This is a genomic window from Nocardia sp. NPDC019395 (genome assembly GCF_040632335.1).
GTDB lineage: Bacteria > Actinomycetota > Actinomycetes > Mycobacteriales > Mycobacteriaceae > Nocardia.
In genome coordinates, this window is the sequence record NZ_JBEYBT010000016.1 from 117,795 (window position 1) to 131,342 (window position 13,548).

General features: G+C 67.5%; 12 protein-coding genes. 4 read left to right on the forward strand and 8 right to left on the reverse strand.

What is annotated here, in order from left to right; genetic code table 11:
• Window positions 1-29: 29 nt before the first annotated feature.
• Window positions 30-1,388, reverse strand: a complete 1,359-nt coding sequence (gene lat / locus ABZ827_RS26015) for an L-lysine 6-transaminase (RefSeq protein ID WP_357241753.1) — start codon at window positions 1,386-1,388, stop codon at window positions 30-32.
• An 86-nt stretch (window positions 1,389-1,474) separates the two neighbouring features.
• Entirely contained in the window at window positions 1,475-1,927 is a 453-nt protein-coding gene (locus tag ABZ827_RS26020) for an Lrp/AsnC family transcriptional regulator (protein WP_357241756.1), read from the reverse strand.
• 112 nt (window positions 1,928-2,039) lie between these two features.
• Between ABZ827_RS26020 and ABZ827_RS26025 the strand changes: the two genes are divergently transcribed.
• Window positions 2,040-3,575 carry an aldehyde dehydrogenase family protein gene (locus ABZ827_RS26025; RefSeq protein ID WP_357241759.1) on the forward strand — a complete coding sequence of 512 codons (1,536 nt, stop codon included), beginning with the start codon at window positions 2,040-2,042 and terminating at the stop codon, window positions 3,573-3,575.
• 10 nt (window positions 3,576-3,585) lie between these two features.
• Here ABZ827_RS26025 and ABZ827_RS26030 read toward each other — a convergent pair whose 3' ends face one another.
• The 3 genes from ABZ827_RS26030 to ABZ827_RS26040 all read right to left on the reverse strand — a co-directional run bounded on the left by ABZ827_RS26030 (window position 3,586) and on the right by ABZ827_RS26040 (window position 7,611).
• A complete protein-coding gene (locus ABZ827_RS26030) occupies window positions 3,586-4,551 on the reverse strand; it encodes a patatin family protein (RefSeq protein ID WP_357241762.1) in 966 nt (321 codons plus the stop codon).
• Between the two features lie 141 nt (window positions 4,552-4,692).
• Window positions 4,693-6,477 carry an acetyl/propionyl/methylcrotonyl-CoA carboxylase subunit alpha gene (locus ABZ827_RS26035; RefSeq protein WP_357241765.1) on the reverse strand — a complete coding sequence of 595 codons (1,785 nt, stop codon included), beginning with the start codon at window positions 6,475-6,477 and terminating at the stop codon, window positions 4,693-4,695.
• A 273-nt stretch (window positions 6,478-6,750) separates the two neighbouring features.
• A complete protein-coding gene (locus ABZ827_RS26040; RefSeq protein WP_357241768.1) occupies window positions 6,751-7,611 on the reverse strand; it encodes a sulfurtransferase in 861 nt (286 codons plus the stop codon).
• 167 nt (window positions 7,612-7,778) lie between these two features.
• On the opposite strand from ABZ827_RS26040, the gene ABZ827_RS26045 reads away from it, so the two are divergent.
• On the forward strand, window positions 7,779-8,753 hold the full coding sequence (locus ABZ827_RS26045) for a transcriptional regulator (RefSeq protein ID WP_357241771.1): 975 nt from the start codon (window positions 7,779-7,781) through the stop codon (window positions 8,751-8,753).
• Here the strand turns inward: ABZ827_RS26045 and ABZ827_RS26050 are convergent.
• The 3 genes from ABZ827_RS26050 to ABZ827_RS26060 form a co-directional block, all read right to left on the reverse strand.
• Window positions 8,679-9,326 carry a nucleoside triphosphate pyrophosphatase gene (locus ABZ827_RS26050; RefSeq protein WP_357241773.1) on the reverse strand — a complete coding sequence of 216 codons (648 nt, stop codon included), beginning with the start codon at window positions 9,324-9,326 and terminating at the stop codon, window positions 8,679-8,681. The two genes, ABZ827_RS26045 and ABZ827_RS26050, sit on opposite strands and share 75 nt — an antisense overlap.
• A 24-nt stretch (window positions 9,327-9,350) precedes the next feature.
• Window positions 9,351-9,683 carry an acyl-CoA carboxylase subunit epsilon gene (locus tag ABZ827_RS26055; protein WP_357241775.1) on the reverse strand — a complete coding sequence of 111 codons (333 nt, stop codon included), beginning with the start codon at window positions 9,681-9,683 and terminating at the stop codon, window positions 9,351-9,353.
• Between the two features lie 112 nt (window positions 9,684-9,795).
• Window positions 9,796-11,436, reverse strand: a complete 1,641-nt coding sequence (locus ABZ827_RS26060) for an acyl-CoA carboxylase subunit beta (protein WP_357241778.1) — start codon at window positions 11,434-11,436, stop codon at window positions 9,796-9,798.
• Window positions 11,437-11,699: 263 nt separating this feature from the next.
• On the opposite strand from ABZ827_RS26060, the gene ABZ827_RS26065 reads away from it, so the two are divergent.
• Entirely contained in the window at window positions 11,700-11,882 is a 183-nt protein-coding gene (locus ABZ827_RS26065; protein ID WP_357241781.1) for a hypothetical protein, read from the forward strand.
• A gap of 657 nt (window positions 11,883-12,539) precedes the next feature.
• Window positions 12,540-13,364 carry a biotin--[acetyl-CoA-carboxylase] ligase gene (locus ABZ827_RS26070; protein WP_357241784.1) on the forward strand — a complete coding sequence of 275 codons (825 nt, stop codon included), beginning with the start codon at window positions 12,540-12,542 and terminating at the stop codon, window positions 13,362-13,364.
• Window positions 13,365-13,548: the final 184 nt, after the last annotated feature.

Sequence of the window (13,548 nt, forward strand, 5' to 3'; positions counted from 1 at the left end):
GCAGGCGGGCCGTGAACTGCCTTGTTCGGTTATCGGCGGTCGGTGAGCACCCGGTCGAGTGCTGTTACTGCCGCATCCAGTTCGTCGGGTTCGACGGTCAGCGGCGGGCGGAAGCGGATACCGCTGGGGCCGGTGCCGATCATCAGGACGCGCTCCTGTTCACGCAGGGCGGTGAGGACAGCGTCTCGGAAGTCGGTGTCGGGCAGAGTGATCGCGCACATGAGACCGCGGCCGCGGGGCGCGGTGACCGCTGGTTGCCGATCGGCGAGCTCGCGGAGCAGGGTCTGGAGGTGTTCGCCCATTGTCGCGGCCCGTTCGACCAGTCCGTCTCGTTCGACGATCTCGAGGATGCGGCGGGCGCGGACCATATCGGTGAGGTTGCCGCCCCAGGTGGAATTGAGCCGGGACGAGACGGCGAAGACATTGTCGTGTATCTCGTCCAACCGGCCGCCGGCCATGATTCCGCAGACCTGTGTTTTCTTGCCGAACGCCACGAGATCCGGTTCGAGTCCGAATTGCTGGTAGGCCCAGGTGCTTCCGGTCATCCCGACACCGGTTTGTACCTCGTCGACGACGAACAGGGCGTCGTGGTCGTGGCAGAGCCGCTGCATCGCCTGGAGGAACTCCGGTCGCATATGCCGGTCGCCGCCTTCGCCCTGGATCGGTTCGGCGATGAAGCACGCGATGCCGTTGGGTCGTTCCGTGAAGGCCCGGTTCGCCTGCTCGAGCGCCCGCTGCTCGGCCCGGCCGATATCGTCGTGCCCACCGAGCCACGGTGTTTCGATGCGGGGCCAGTCGAACGCGGGGAAGCGTTCGGTTTTCACGGGGTCGGTATTGGTGAGCGACAGGGTGTACCCGGTGCGGCCGTGGAAGGCGCCTGTCAGATGCAGTACCTCGGTCTCGTGGCCGGATCGTGTTGTGCGGCCGTGTAGTTCGTTGTGCCGGCTCTTCCAGTCGAACGCGGCCTTGAGCGCGTTCTCCACCGCGAGCGCGCCGCCGTCGATGAAGAAGAGGTGGGGTAGCCGTGGGTCGCCCAGTACGCGGACGAAGGTGTCCACGAACCGGGCCATCTCCACGGTGTAGATATCGGAATTGCTCGGCTTGTTGACTGCGGCCGTGGTCAATTCGTTCCGGAAGGCCGCGTCCCCGGCGAGCGCCGGATGGTTCATCCCGAGCGTGCTGGACGCGAAGAAGCCGAACATATCGAGGTAGTCGGTGCCGTCGCGCGCGTCCACCAGGTGACGGCCGTAGGAGGCGGGCAGGTCGAGTACCAGATCGAATCCGTCGGCGAGCATGCTCGCCGACAGCGTCTCGTGAACGCGGTTCGCGGAGATGCGGTCCGCGGCGGTGTCACCGCCGGTACCGGATCGTTCCAGTTCGATGGTCACATAGCCGACGGTACGGGAGCCGGAACCTAACGGTCAGTAAATTTTCTTGGTGGAACCATACCGAGAAGGATTTGTTACGTTATCGCCTACTTTTCATAGAATGTCTGCAGGATGATGGTGCTCCGGGTGCGGACGTTGGCCATCGCCCGGATCTGCTGGAGCAGTTGCTCCAGATGCCGCGGGGAGGCCACCCGGACCAGCAGTATGTAGCTCTCGTCGCCCGCCACCGAATGGCAGGCCTCGATACCGGGCACCTGCTGCAGTACGGCGGGCGCGTCATCGGGCTGGGACGGATCGAGAGGAGTGATCGCGACAAATGCCGACAGCAACTGGCCCAGCGCCTCCGGATCGACATCGGCCGTATATCCACGGATCACACCGCGGGCCTCGAGTCTGCGTACCCGCGACTGCACCGCCGAGACCGAAAGGCTCGCCTTCTCGGCAAGATTGGACAGTGTCGCCCGACCGTCGGCCATCAGTTCCCGGATCAGCAGGCGATCGATCTCATCCAGGGTCGGTTTTGCCGGTGTTTCCGCCATCAGCGAAGGCTAACGTAGCGGACACACCGCCGGAGCACAGTTGTGAGCGTTCATTATCCGGCCGTGGTATTCGCACAGCGTATTTCGTCCGGCCGAACCCGAGGAGTTCGCGATGACCGAGACCGACCGCGAGACCCGAACCGTCCGACTCTCACACCGGGTCGCCGCCCTGCTGCACGCCCTGGATATCGCTGATCCGCCGACCGGCGATATGGAAGTGCGCAGTCCGATCACCGGTGAGGTTCTCATCGGCCTGCGCCCGGACACTCCCGCCGAGATCGATACCGCGATCGCCGAAGCCGCCGGCGCGTTCGTTTCCTGGCGTACTGTCCCGGCGCCGCAGCGGGCCGCGGTGATCCGGGAACTCGGCATTCTCTTGCGGCGCCACCAGGACGAACTCGCCGAACTCGTCACCCTGGAGGTGGGCAAGATCCCCGCCGAGGCACGCGGCGAGGTGCAGGAGATGATCGATATCTGCGAGTTCGCGGTGGGTCTGTCGCGCCAGCTCTACGGGAAAACGATGGCCTCGGAGCGGCCGGGGCACCGGCTCATGGAGACCTGGCATCCGCTGGGTGTGACCGGCGTGATCTCGGCGTTCAATTTCCCGGTCGCGGTGTGGTCGTGGAATACCGCGGTCGCTCTGGTCTGCGGGGACACCGTGGTCTGGAAACCGTCGGATCGGACCCCGCTGACCGCCCTGGCCTGTCATACCCTGTTGCGCCGGGCGGCGCGTGCCGCCGGGGCCGATCAGCGCGTCCACCAACTCGTGCTGGGGGCCGGTGCGGCCGGGGCCCGTTTGGCCGACGATGAGCGGGTGGCCCTCGTCAGCGCCACCGGTTCGGTGGCGATGGGCCGGCAGGTCGGTCCGCGGGTGGCCGCCCGCTTCGGGCGCTGCCTCCTGGAATTGGGCGGCAACAACGGGGCCGTTGTCACCCCCTCTGCCGATCTGGACCTGGCTGTGCGGGCCATCGTCTTCGCCGCGGTCGGTACGGCGGGGCAGCGCTGCACGTCGCTGCGCCGGATCATCGTGCATTCGCGGATCGCGGACGAACTGATGGACCGGCTGGTGCGCGCGTATCGGCAGTTGCGGGTCGGGAATCCGCTGGAGGACGGCGTGCAGGTGGGGCCGCTGCACGGCCCCGAGGCCTGGGACCGGATGAACGACGCGCTGGACCGGGCCCGGCGCGACGGCGGGCAAGTCCTGTGCGGCGGCGAGGAGGTCACGGTCGAGGGGGCCGGTCCCGCGGCGCGTTATGCGACCCCGGCGATCGTCCGGATGCCGGCCCAGACCGAGATCGTGCGCGAGGAAACCTTCGCGCCGATTCTGTACGCGCTCACCTATGACGATTTCGATACCGCCCTGGCCCTGCACAACGGTGTGCCGCAGGGGCTGTCGTCGGCGATCTTCACAACCGATCAGCGCGAGGCCGAACGTTTCCTCGCCGCCGACGGGTCGGACTGCGGTATCGCCAATGTCAATATCGGCACGTCCGGCGCGGAGATCGGCGGCGCGTTCGGCGGTGAGAAGCACACCGGCGGTGGTCGCGAATCCGGGTCGGACGCGTGGAAGGCGTATATGCGCCGGGCGACCAATACGATCAACTACTCCAGCGACCTGCCCCTGGCGCAGGGGATCCGTTTCGACTGATCCGCCGAGCTCAATTCGTGGCCGGAACAGAGGCCGCCGATCCACCGATTACGGGGCGCAGGCCCGCGAAGATATCGGCGACCGCGCGGCGGCCGATATCCATCCCGCGGGTGAGGATGCCGGGGTCGGTTTCGACACTGCTGATATCCGGGGAACCGGCGGGCGGATGGATCTGGAGCGCCGCGGCGCCCATCCCGGCGATGACCCCGTCCTCCCGCGCCTGCTGGCAGGGGCGCTCCTTCCACGCCCGGTAGGCGCCGGGCGCGCGGAGCCGCATATAGGTGCCGCCGACGAGGTCGTGCAGCCGCGGTGCGGGCGGGCGGCGTTCGTCGGCGCGCCGGGTGCGCAGGATCAGCGCGTGGGTCGCGCCCGCCGCCAGCGCCGTCCGCACCGGGACCGTCTCCGCGAGCCCGCCGTCGAAGTACCGGCCGCCGGCCAGTGCCACCGGGGGACCGGCCAGCAGCGGCAGCCCGGACGAGGCGCGCAGGGCCGTCTGCAGTGTCGCCTTGTCCACGATATGGGGGTGCAGATCCACCGGCAGACCGGTGCGGATATCGGTGGCGATGGGATGGAAGGTGGTCTCGTTGGCGAGGATGGCCGGGAAATCCATCGGGTGCAGGCCGTCGTAGACCTTGTGCACGAGATAGTTCAGATCGAAGGCGGGCCGTCCGCGCAGCATCCGGGCCGGATCGATCGCCCGGCGCATGATCGCGGCATCCGTCCACGCCTGCAGACCGCGCCCGGCCCGGCCGCAGAGCAGCCAGGCCGCGTTGATCGCGCCCGCCGACGTGCCGTATACGGCATCGAATACCTGCGCCAGCCCGAGCTCCTCCAGCGCGTGCACCATCCCGCTCGAGTACACCCCGCGGCTACCGCCGCCTTCGATCACGAGGACCAGCCGACGGCTGTCGGATCGGCTGCCGGATGCGAAACGGTCGCGGATCACCTCCGCGACCGTTGGTTGTACTGCGCTCACCAGGCCACCATACGCCGGAGCGGGCGGCGATCATCGATCGCTCACCCGCTCCGCGCCACTGTGCATCCGGTGTTGGCCCAGTTGTCGGCGTACTGTCGCACGCCTGTTCCGAGTGGCCGCGTCGTGCGTACCGCTCGCGAACTACTTGATCTCGGCGAGCACCGTGCCCTGGGTGATCGCGGCGCCGGCCGCCACATTCAGACCGGTGACGACACCGGCTTTGTGCGCGTTGACCGGGTTCTCCATCTTCATGGCCTCGAGCACCACGATCAGATCGCCGGCCTCGACCGACTGACCCTCCTCGACGGCGACCTTGACGACAGTGCCCTGCATCGGCGCGGTGACCGCGTCACCGGAGGCGGCGCCGCCGCCCGCACCGCCGCGCGTGCGCGGCTTCGGCTTCTTGCGGACCGCACCGGCGGCGGGCGCACCCGAACCGACCGAGAACTGACCCGGCAGCGAGACCTCGACCCGGCGGCCGCCGACCTCGACGACGACCTTCTGGCGCGGTTCGTTCTCCTCATCGGCGGGGGCGCCACCGGTGAACGGTTCGACGGTGTTCTTCCACTCGGTCTCGATCCACTTGGTGTAGACGTCGAACGATTCACCGTTGCCGACGAACGCGGGGTCCTCGACGATCGCCCGGTGGAACGGGATCACCGTGGCCAGGCCCTCCACGTGGAACTCGGCCAGCGCGCGCCGCGCCCGCTCGAGTGCCTGGGTGCGGTTCTCGCCGGTGACGATCAGTTTGGCCAGCATCGAGTCGAACTGGCCGCCGATCACGCTGCCCGCGACCACACCGGAATCGACCCGGACACCCGGGCCGGTCGGCTCGGAATACGCGGTGACAGGGCCGGGCGCGGGCAGGAAGCCGCGGCCGGCGTCTTCGCCGTTGATCCGGAACTCGAAGGAATGCCCGCGAGGGGTGGGATCCTCGGTGAGCTCCAGTTTCTCGCCGTTGGCGATCCGGAACTGCTGGCGCACCAGGTCGAGCCCGGAGGTCTCCTCGGTGACGGGATGTTCGACCTGCAGGCGGGTGTTGACCTCGAGGAACGAGACGGTATCGCCCTGCACCAGGTACTCCACGGTGCCGGCGCCGTAGTAGCCGGCCTCCTTGCAGATCCGCTTGGCGGAGGCGTGGATCTCGGCGCGTACCTCGTCGGTGAGGAACGGGGCCGGGGCCTCCTCCACGAGCTTCTGGAAGCGCCGTTGCAGCGAGCAGTCGCGGGTGCCGGCGACGATCACGTTGCCGTGCTTGTCGGCGATCACCTGGGCCTCGACGTGGCGGGCCTTGTCCAGGTACTGCTCGACGAAGCATTCCCCGCGCCCGAAGGCGGCCACGGCTTCACGGGTGGCCGATTCGAACAGTTCGGGGATCTCCTCGATGGTGTGCGCGACCTTCATACCGCGACCGCCACCACCGAACGCGGCCTTGATCGCGACCGGTACGCCGTACTTCTTCGCGAACTCCACGACCTCGGTCGCGTCCTTGACCGGATCCTTGGTGCCCGCCGCCATCGGCGCGTTCGCGCGCTCGGCGATATGGCGGGCGGTGACCTTGTCGCCGAGGTCGCGGATGGACTGCGGGGAGGGGCCGATCCAGATCAGCCCGGCGTCGAGCACGGCCTGGGCGAAGTCGGCGTTCTCGGAGAGGAAGCCGTAGCCGGGGTGGATGGCGTCCGCGCCGGACTTGGCCGCGGCATCGAGGATCTTGTCGAAGACCAGATACGACTCGGCCGAGGTCTGCCCACCGAGGGCGAATGCTTCGTCGGCGAGCTTGACGAAGGGCGCGTCGGCATCGGGTTCTGCGTAAACCGCGACACTGCCGAGACCGGCGTCCTTGGCCGCCCGGATAACGCGCACGGCGATCTCGCCTCGGTTAGCTACGAGTACCTTCGTGATCCGCGCGCTGGCATGGCTGGGCACTGAGCCTCCTGTTGCAATCTCTGTGTTCAGTGTGCGGGATGGGCCGCGCCTCGGCTCCGCTCCCGCGGAACGGGGTCCGCCGGTCCGTTGTCCGGATCGGATCGCTTCGTGGGCTCCGCTTCCGTGGGTTCGGATCCGCTACGCGGGCTCCGCGCCCGTGGTCGACATGTGTGTCTCGGGCGAGTGTAGGCAGTCTGCCAACAAAGCCGGAAACCGGATAGCCCTACTCGGCAGTAGGTGGCACATCACAGTGCCGCCGGCGCGTATGAGAAATCACTGCGTGCCGGTGGCGATGGGCATGCGGACCGAGTTGCCCCATTCGGTCCAGGAGCCGTCGTAGTTGCGGACGGAATCGTGGCCGAGCAGGTATTTGAGGACGAACCAGGTGTGGCTGGATCGTTCGCCGACGCCGCTGTAGACGATCAGCGGGTCCGGGCCGGCCAGATCGCCGTACACCGAGTCCAGTGCGGCGCGGCTCCGGAAGCGGCCGTCGGGGCCGAGAGCGCTGGTCCAGGGGATATTGACCGCGGTCGGGATATGTCCGCCGCGCAACACCGCTTCGGTACCGGCTTCACCCGAGAAACCGGCGTACTCGTGAGGTGAACGGACATCGACGAGGGGGGCGCCGAGCTGCGCGAGTACTTCTTCGCGGAACACCCGGTCCGTGGCGTCGTCGCGGTGCGCCCGGGGATACCGGCTCCGGCCCGGTTCGGGGGTGTCGAAGACCGTATCGCGGGCCTCGGCGATCCAGGCATCGCGGCCGCCGTCGAGCAGACGGACGTCCGCGTGACCGAACATGGTGAAAACCCACGCCGCGTGCGCGGCGTGCGAGTTACCGTCATTGCCGTACAGCACGATCGTATCGCTGGGTTCGATGCCCCGGGAGCACATGAGTTCGGTGAATCGCTCACCGTCGATATAGTCACGGGTGACGGGGTCGTCGAGGTCGCTACGCCAATCGAGCTTGCCGGCACCCGGAACATGGCCTATGCCGTAGAGGAGGACGTCGGCATTACATTCGATGATCTTCAGACCGGGGGTTCCGAGGTTTGCCGACAACCATTCCGTGGTTACCAAACGGTGTGGGCAAGCATACGAGCCGAAGGCGATATATGGGTCCGGGGCGACGGGCACGTTCGAGGTCCTTCACAGGAGGCGGGCAGTGCTGACGACAGGTTCGAGCCGCACAGTGGATAGTAAGTGTCACTTGACGTGAACTTGTTGCAGAGCACAAAGTCGGTGCAATGGGCGGATTAGTCGCATACAGCTCCGATAAAGTCTCCCCGAAGGAGCGGTGAGCTATGTCTGATTCTTGGCCGCGGCGACGCCTGCTCGCGATCCTACGCAGCGCGAGCGAACCGCTCGACGCCCAGCAACTGGCGCAGATCACCGGTCAGCATGTCACCACGGTCCGCTTCCACCTCGATATTCTGACCCGCGAGTCGCTGGTCCGGCAGTTCCAGCAGCCGCCACGGGGTCGCGGCCGGCCGCGGATCGGATACCGCGCGGTCCAGCGCAGCGTCGGTTATCAGGACCTGGCCCAGGTACTCGCCGATCAGCTCGGACCCGACCCCGCACAGCAAGCCGCGGCCGGGATGGCCGCGGGCCGGGCGTGGGGCGGCAAACTCGAGACGCCCGCCGAACCCGTCGAAACGGTCCGGGACGCGAAGGAGCGCACCGTTTCGCTGATGTCGGAACTGGGTTTCGCGCCGGAACGCGACAGTCGCGAAACCTCGGGCCGCGATACCGAGGAGACCGCGGTGGTCCGGCTCACCGCCTGTCCGCTCCGCGATCTGGCGCGCACGCACACCGAGGTGGTGTGCGGTGTGCACCGCGGTCTGCTGGCCGAACTGCTGGAGGGGGCCGGCGCACCGGGCAAGGTCGAGGCCGAACTCGTCCCGTTCGTGGCCGACGAGATGTGTGAGGTGCGGTTGCGGCGGGCCGATCCGCGCGATCCCGAAGCCGGCTCGGAACAGCCGCCGGTCGCACCGGCCCGAGTGGCGCCCGCGCCGGGCCCGATCGATGCGGCGGCAGGTCGAGCGGCACGGATATCCCGGGTATCGGGCCAGACGGTGCCGACGGCGAGTCAGCTTCCTCCGGCGTCGGCGGCGCTGGATCGTGGGCCGCTGCCGGCATCGACGGGTCCGCTCACACCCACCGCGCGGCAGCAGGGTGGGCGGGGATTCCGTACACCACCGGCGTCAGGGGCGACCGGTGGCCCACAATTGCGCGATACCGACGCCCACTTCCTGGAGCAGTCGGCGCAGCAGCGGTAGCCCGATACCGACCACACTGGACGGATCACCGTCGATCCGGTCGACGAACCAGCCGCCCAGGCCGTCCAAGGTGAACGCGCCCGCCACCCGCAGTGGTTCACCGGTTGCGATATAGGCGTCCAGTTCGGCCGGGTCGGGCTTACCGAAGTGCACGGTGGTCGCGCTGCAGTCGACGGCTTCGGCGGTGACGGTACCGGCCCGCAGCCGCAGCACACAGTGCCCGGTCACCAGATCGGCATAATGCCCGGCCATGGCCTGCCAGCGTTCCTGGGCCACCTCCGGCGTATGCGGTTTGCCCTGCAATACACCGTCGATGAGCAGCATCGAATCGCACCCGACGACGACCAGATCGTCATCCGGTCCGGGCTTCTCGCCGGCGAGTGCCGCCGCCACCGTGCGCGCTTTGGCGCGGGCCAGTTCCACCACGATCTGATGCGGACCGGTATCGGCGGGCAGCGCGGCCGCCACGGCGTCCTCGTCCACATCCGAGATCCGGACGAGGGGTTCGATACCGGCAGCGCGCAGTACCGACCGGCGGGCCGGGGACGCGGATGCGAGGACCAGCCGGGTCACGTGGGGGGCTCTCCTGGTTCGGTGTCAGAAACGCAGATTCGACAGCTGCGGGTAGGAGTACGGGGAGAACGGGGAAGTACCGCGATGCAGCAGGGTCGGCCGGCCCCACAGGTCCAGCGGTCCGGTATCGACAGATGCCGAGGCCGCACCGGCGGCAGCGGTGAACACGCAGACCAATGCGGCGATCTCGGCGTCGCTGGGTGCGCCCTTCTCGATCACGAGGAAAGGCTGCTGGCCCCCGGTCGTCTCGGCGGCAGGGCTCGCGTCGGTTCCGCTCGCGGTATCGACCGCCAGATCCCCGGTAGCGAGGTCCAGTTCGGCTGCGGCCAATACTTCTTCTTCTGCCACAATCGTCACAGTGCCAGATCCTCTCTCTTACATTGATCGGGCGCGCGTAGTTCGGACCCGATCGCCTTCCACCGATCGCATACCCGAGACCAGTGTGCGGCCTACTGAGGGTATCGCTGGATCACAGCGGGATGTTGCCGTGTTTCTTCGGCGGAAGGGTCACCATCTTGCGTTCGAGCAGACGCAGCGCGGAGACGATCTGGCCGCGGGTATGCGACGGCGGGATCACGGCGTCCACATAGCCCCGCTCGGCCGCGACGTACGGATTCACCAACGTGTCCTCGTACTCGTTCTGCAGCTCCAGGCGCAGTTTGTCCACGTCAGCGCCCTCTTTGGCGGCCTCGGCGAGCCGTTTGCGGTACACGAATCCGACCGCGCCGGAAGCGCCCATCACCGCGATCTGGGCGGTGGGCCAGGCGAGGTTCACATCCGCGCCCATATGCTTGGACCCCATCACGTCGTAAGCGCCGCCGTAGGCCTTACGGGTGATGATCGTGATTTTGCCCACAGTGGCCTCGCCGTAGGCGTAGAGCAGCTTGGCGCCGCGCCGGATGATGCCGTTGAACTCCTGGTCGGTACCGGGCAGGAAGCCGGGCACATCGACGAGGGTGATGATCGGGACGTTGAAGGCGTCGCAGGTGCGCACGAAGCGCGCGGCCTTCTCCGAAGCGTCGATATCGAGGCAGCCGGCGAACTGAGTCGGCTGGTTGGCCACGATCCCGACACTGCGGCCGTCGACGCGGCCGAAGCCCACGATCACATTCATGGCCCGCTCGGCCTGCACCTCGAGGAATTCGTCGTCGTCGAGCAGCCGGCGGATGACCTCGTGCATGTCATAGGGCTGGTTCGGGGAATCCGGGATCAAGGTGTCGAGTTCGAGATCCTCCTCGGTGAGGGATTCCTCGATCGCGCCGGCAATAGGGTCCGAGGCCGGGAAGCGCGGCGCTTCGGCGCGGTTGTTACTCGGCAGGTAGGACAGCAGATCCTTGACGTAGTCGAGGGCGTCCTGCTCGCCGGAGGCGACATAGTGCGCCGTTCCCGACTTCGCCATATGAGTGTGGGCGCCGCCCAGTTCCTCCATGGTGACCTCTTCACCGGTGACCGTCTTGATCACGTCCGGGCCGGTGATGAACATCTGGCTGGTCTGGTCGACCATCACCACGAAATCGGTGAGCGCGGGGGAGTACACGTGACCGCCCGCGGCGGCACCCATGATCAGCGAGATCTGCGGGATCACGCCGGAGGCCTGGATATTGCGGTGGAAGATCTCGCCGTAGAGACCGAGCGAGACGACACCCTCCTGGATGCGGGCGCCGGCCCCGTCGTTGATACCGATCAGCGGGCGGCCGGTTTTGAGCGCCAGGTCCATGACCTTGACGATCTTCTCGCCGTACACCTCGCCGAGGCTGCCACCGAAAACGGTGGAGTCCTGGCTGAAGATGCACACCTCGCGCCCGTCGATGGTGCCGTGACCGGTCACCACGCCGTCACCGAGGGGGCGCTGCTTGTCGAGGCCGAAGTTGACGCTGCGGTGCCGGGCCAGAGCGTCGAGTTCGACGAAGGAACCCTCGTCGAGCAGGGCGAGGATACGTTCCCGGGCGGTCATCTTGCCCTTGGCATGCACCTTGTCGACCGCGGCCTCACCCATCGGGTGTTTGGCTTCTTCCAGCCGATTCCGCAGGTCAGCCAGTTTGCCGGCGGTGGTGTGGATATCGGGAGCACCTGCCGAATCCGGCGTGGGCTGCTGCTGGACACTCGTCATGAATCGGAGTGTAACCAGAGCCGCATCGCCCTGTTAACCCAGATCTCGCTACTCGTGAGTAAACCCTGGTGGTGAAAACCCCAGGTGGGTTGGTCGCCGCCGGCCGTTATGTGTACCACGAATCGCCGCGTAGTCAGGCGCGACGCCCGGGCGACCGCCCGCCGCGGCGCGGAAGCGGCAATTAATTCGCTTTCGCGGGGACCACCACACGCAATACCCTTGCAGCAGGCCGCATTTGGGGCCGAAAGGGGAGGTGGTTTGCTATGTGGCACTGGACAACCCGTACCGGACAATTCCCGGAAGCCGTCGCGTTCACCCGGGTGACCGAACCGGAACCGACGATCACCGAGCCGGTTTCCGAAAACGAGGAAACCGAGACCGGAGAACCCGAATACGACGCAATCCGGTACTCGACATCCGCCATGGGCTTCGACCTCGCCGGATGACCATTCCTCGGGCCTTTCCCGAGTCCGCCCCCCGCAGTCCGGGTCCGCCCCGGACTGCGGGTCGACAATCCGCCCAGGCCGCGCCGAAAGCGCAGCCCGACCGCCGTAGCCGCCCGCCAACCCACCGTCGCCCCCTGGAGCGCGTTGATTCGGAATGGGCCGCAACCTCCGCGAACCTCGCTGAACCCAGCGCCATCGCTGACCTCCCCGCCGCCCTGGCGCGTTTGATTCGCCTGCCGGCTGTCCGCATCCAACCCCTCACCCCGTTTCCCGCATGCGGCCGGTCCGCCTTGGTGGTTCGGGGCCCGTCTCGTTCTGGAGCGACCAGAGCGAAGGAGCGCAGCGACTGAGCGCCGGGAGTGAAGAACGAGACCAAGGGGGCCCCGAACCCCGCGCCGCCGGAGGCGGCGCCAAAAACACAGAACCTTCACGAACGGTCTTGCTCCCCACCTTCGCGGTCCACCACGCCAAATCACAGCCCAACCGCGGGCGGTGCACCTGTTCCCACTCGCCCCGGGAGCGAGACGGTGTATCCGGCCGCTCACCCCAGAAACCAGGCGGTCTACCCGGCCCCACTCGCCTCAGCACCGAGACAGTGCCCCTTGGCCCCGCACAACCCGAAAACCGAAGGCCCCCCGGACCCACGCGCGCCGGCCGATGATCCGACGCAGTACCGTGCCCCAGGTGGACAGGCCCCCGTTGGATACCGAACGTTTGCGGCGAGCGCTCACCGAAACCCCGGAACTGGCGTTCTTCACCGGAATAGATGTGGTCGAATCGACCGGCTCCACCAACGCGGATCTGCTGGCCCGCGCCGCCGATCCGGAACTCGACCGTGTCGTACTCCTGGCCGAAGCCCAGGAGCAGGGCAGAGGTCGTCTCGCGCGATCCTGGACGAGTCCGCCGCGGGCGCAGATCTCCTTATCGCTGCTGGTCCGGACGGATGGGGTCGACCCTGAAATGCTGGGCTGGCTGCCCCTGCTCACCGGAACGGCGGTAGTCGACGCGCTGCGCTCGACGACGGGGGTGCCCGCGGCCCTGAAATGGCCCAATGACGTCCTGATCGAGGGCCGCAAGATCGCGGGCATCCTCGCCGAAGTCGCCGCCGGGGACCCGCGGCCCGCCGTCGTCATGGGGGTGGGGATGAACGTGAGCCTGACGGCCGACGAACTACCGGTCCCACACGCGACCTCACTCACGCTCTGCGACGTCACGGACCCCGACCGCACAGCCCTGGTACTCGAAATTCTGAAAGAATTCGCGTACCGCTACACCGCCTGGCGCGACTCGGGCTGGGACACGACCGACCTCGCGACCGCCTACCGGGAACGGTGCGCGACACTCGGCGCCCCGGTGCGCGCGGAATTGCCGGGTGGGGGGCTTCTCACCGGGATCGCCCGCGATATCGACTCCGCCGGGCGGCTCCTGATCGGCGAGGAAGCGGTTTCGGCGGGCGATATCACTCATCTGCGTCCGAACTGAACTGAGCGGTCTCGGACGGCTATTTGACCGACCTGTGCTCGGGTGCGGGAGTTGTGTCGCGTGGCCGGCGGCGAAGGTTGAAGTGAGCCGTTCGTGAAGGTTCTGTGTTTTTTGGCGCCGCCTGCGGCGTCGCGGGTTCGGGGCCCCCTTGGTCTCGTTCTTCACTCCCGGCGCTCAGTCGCTG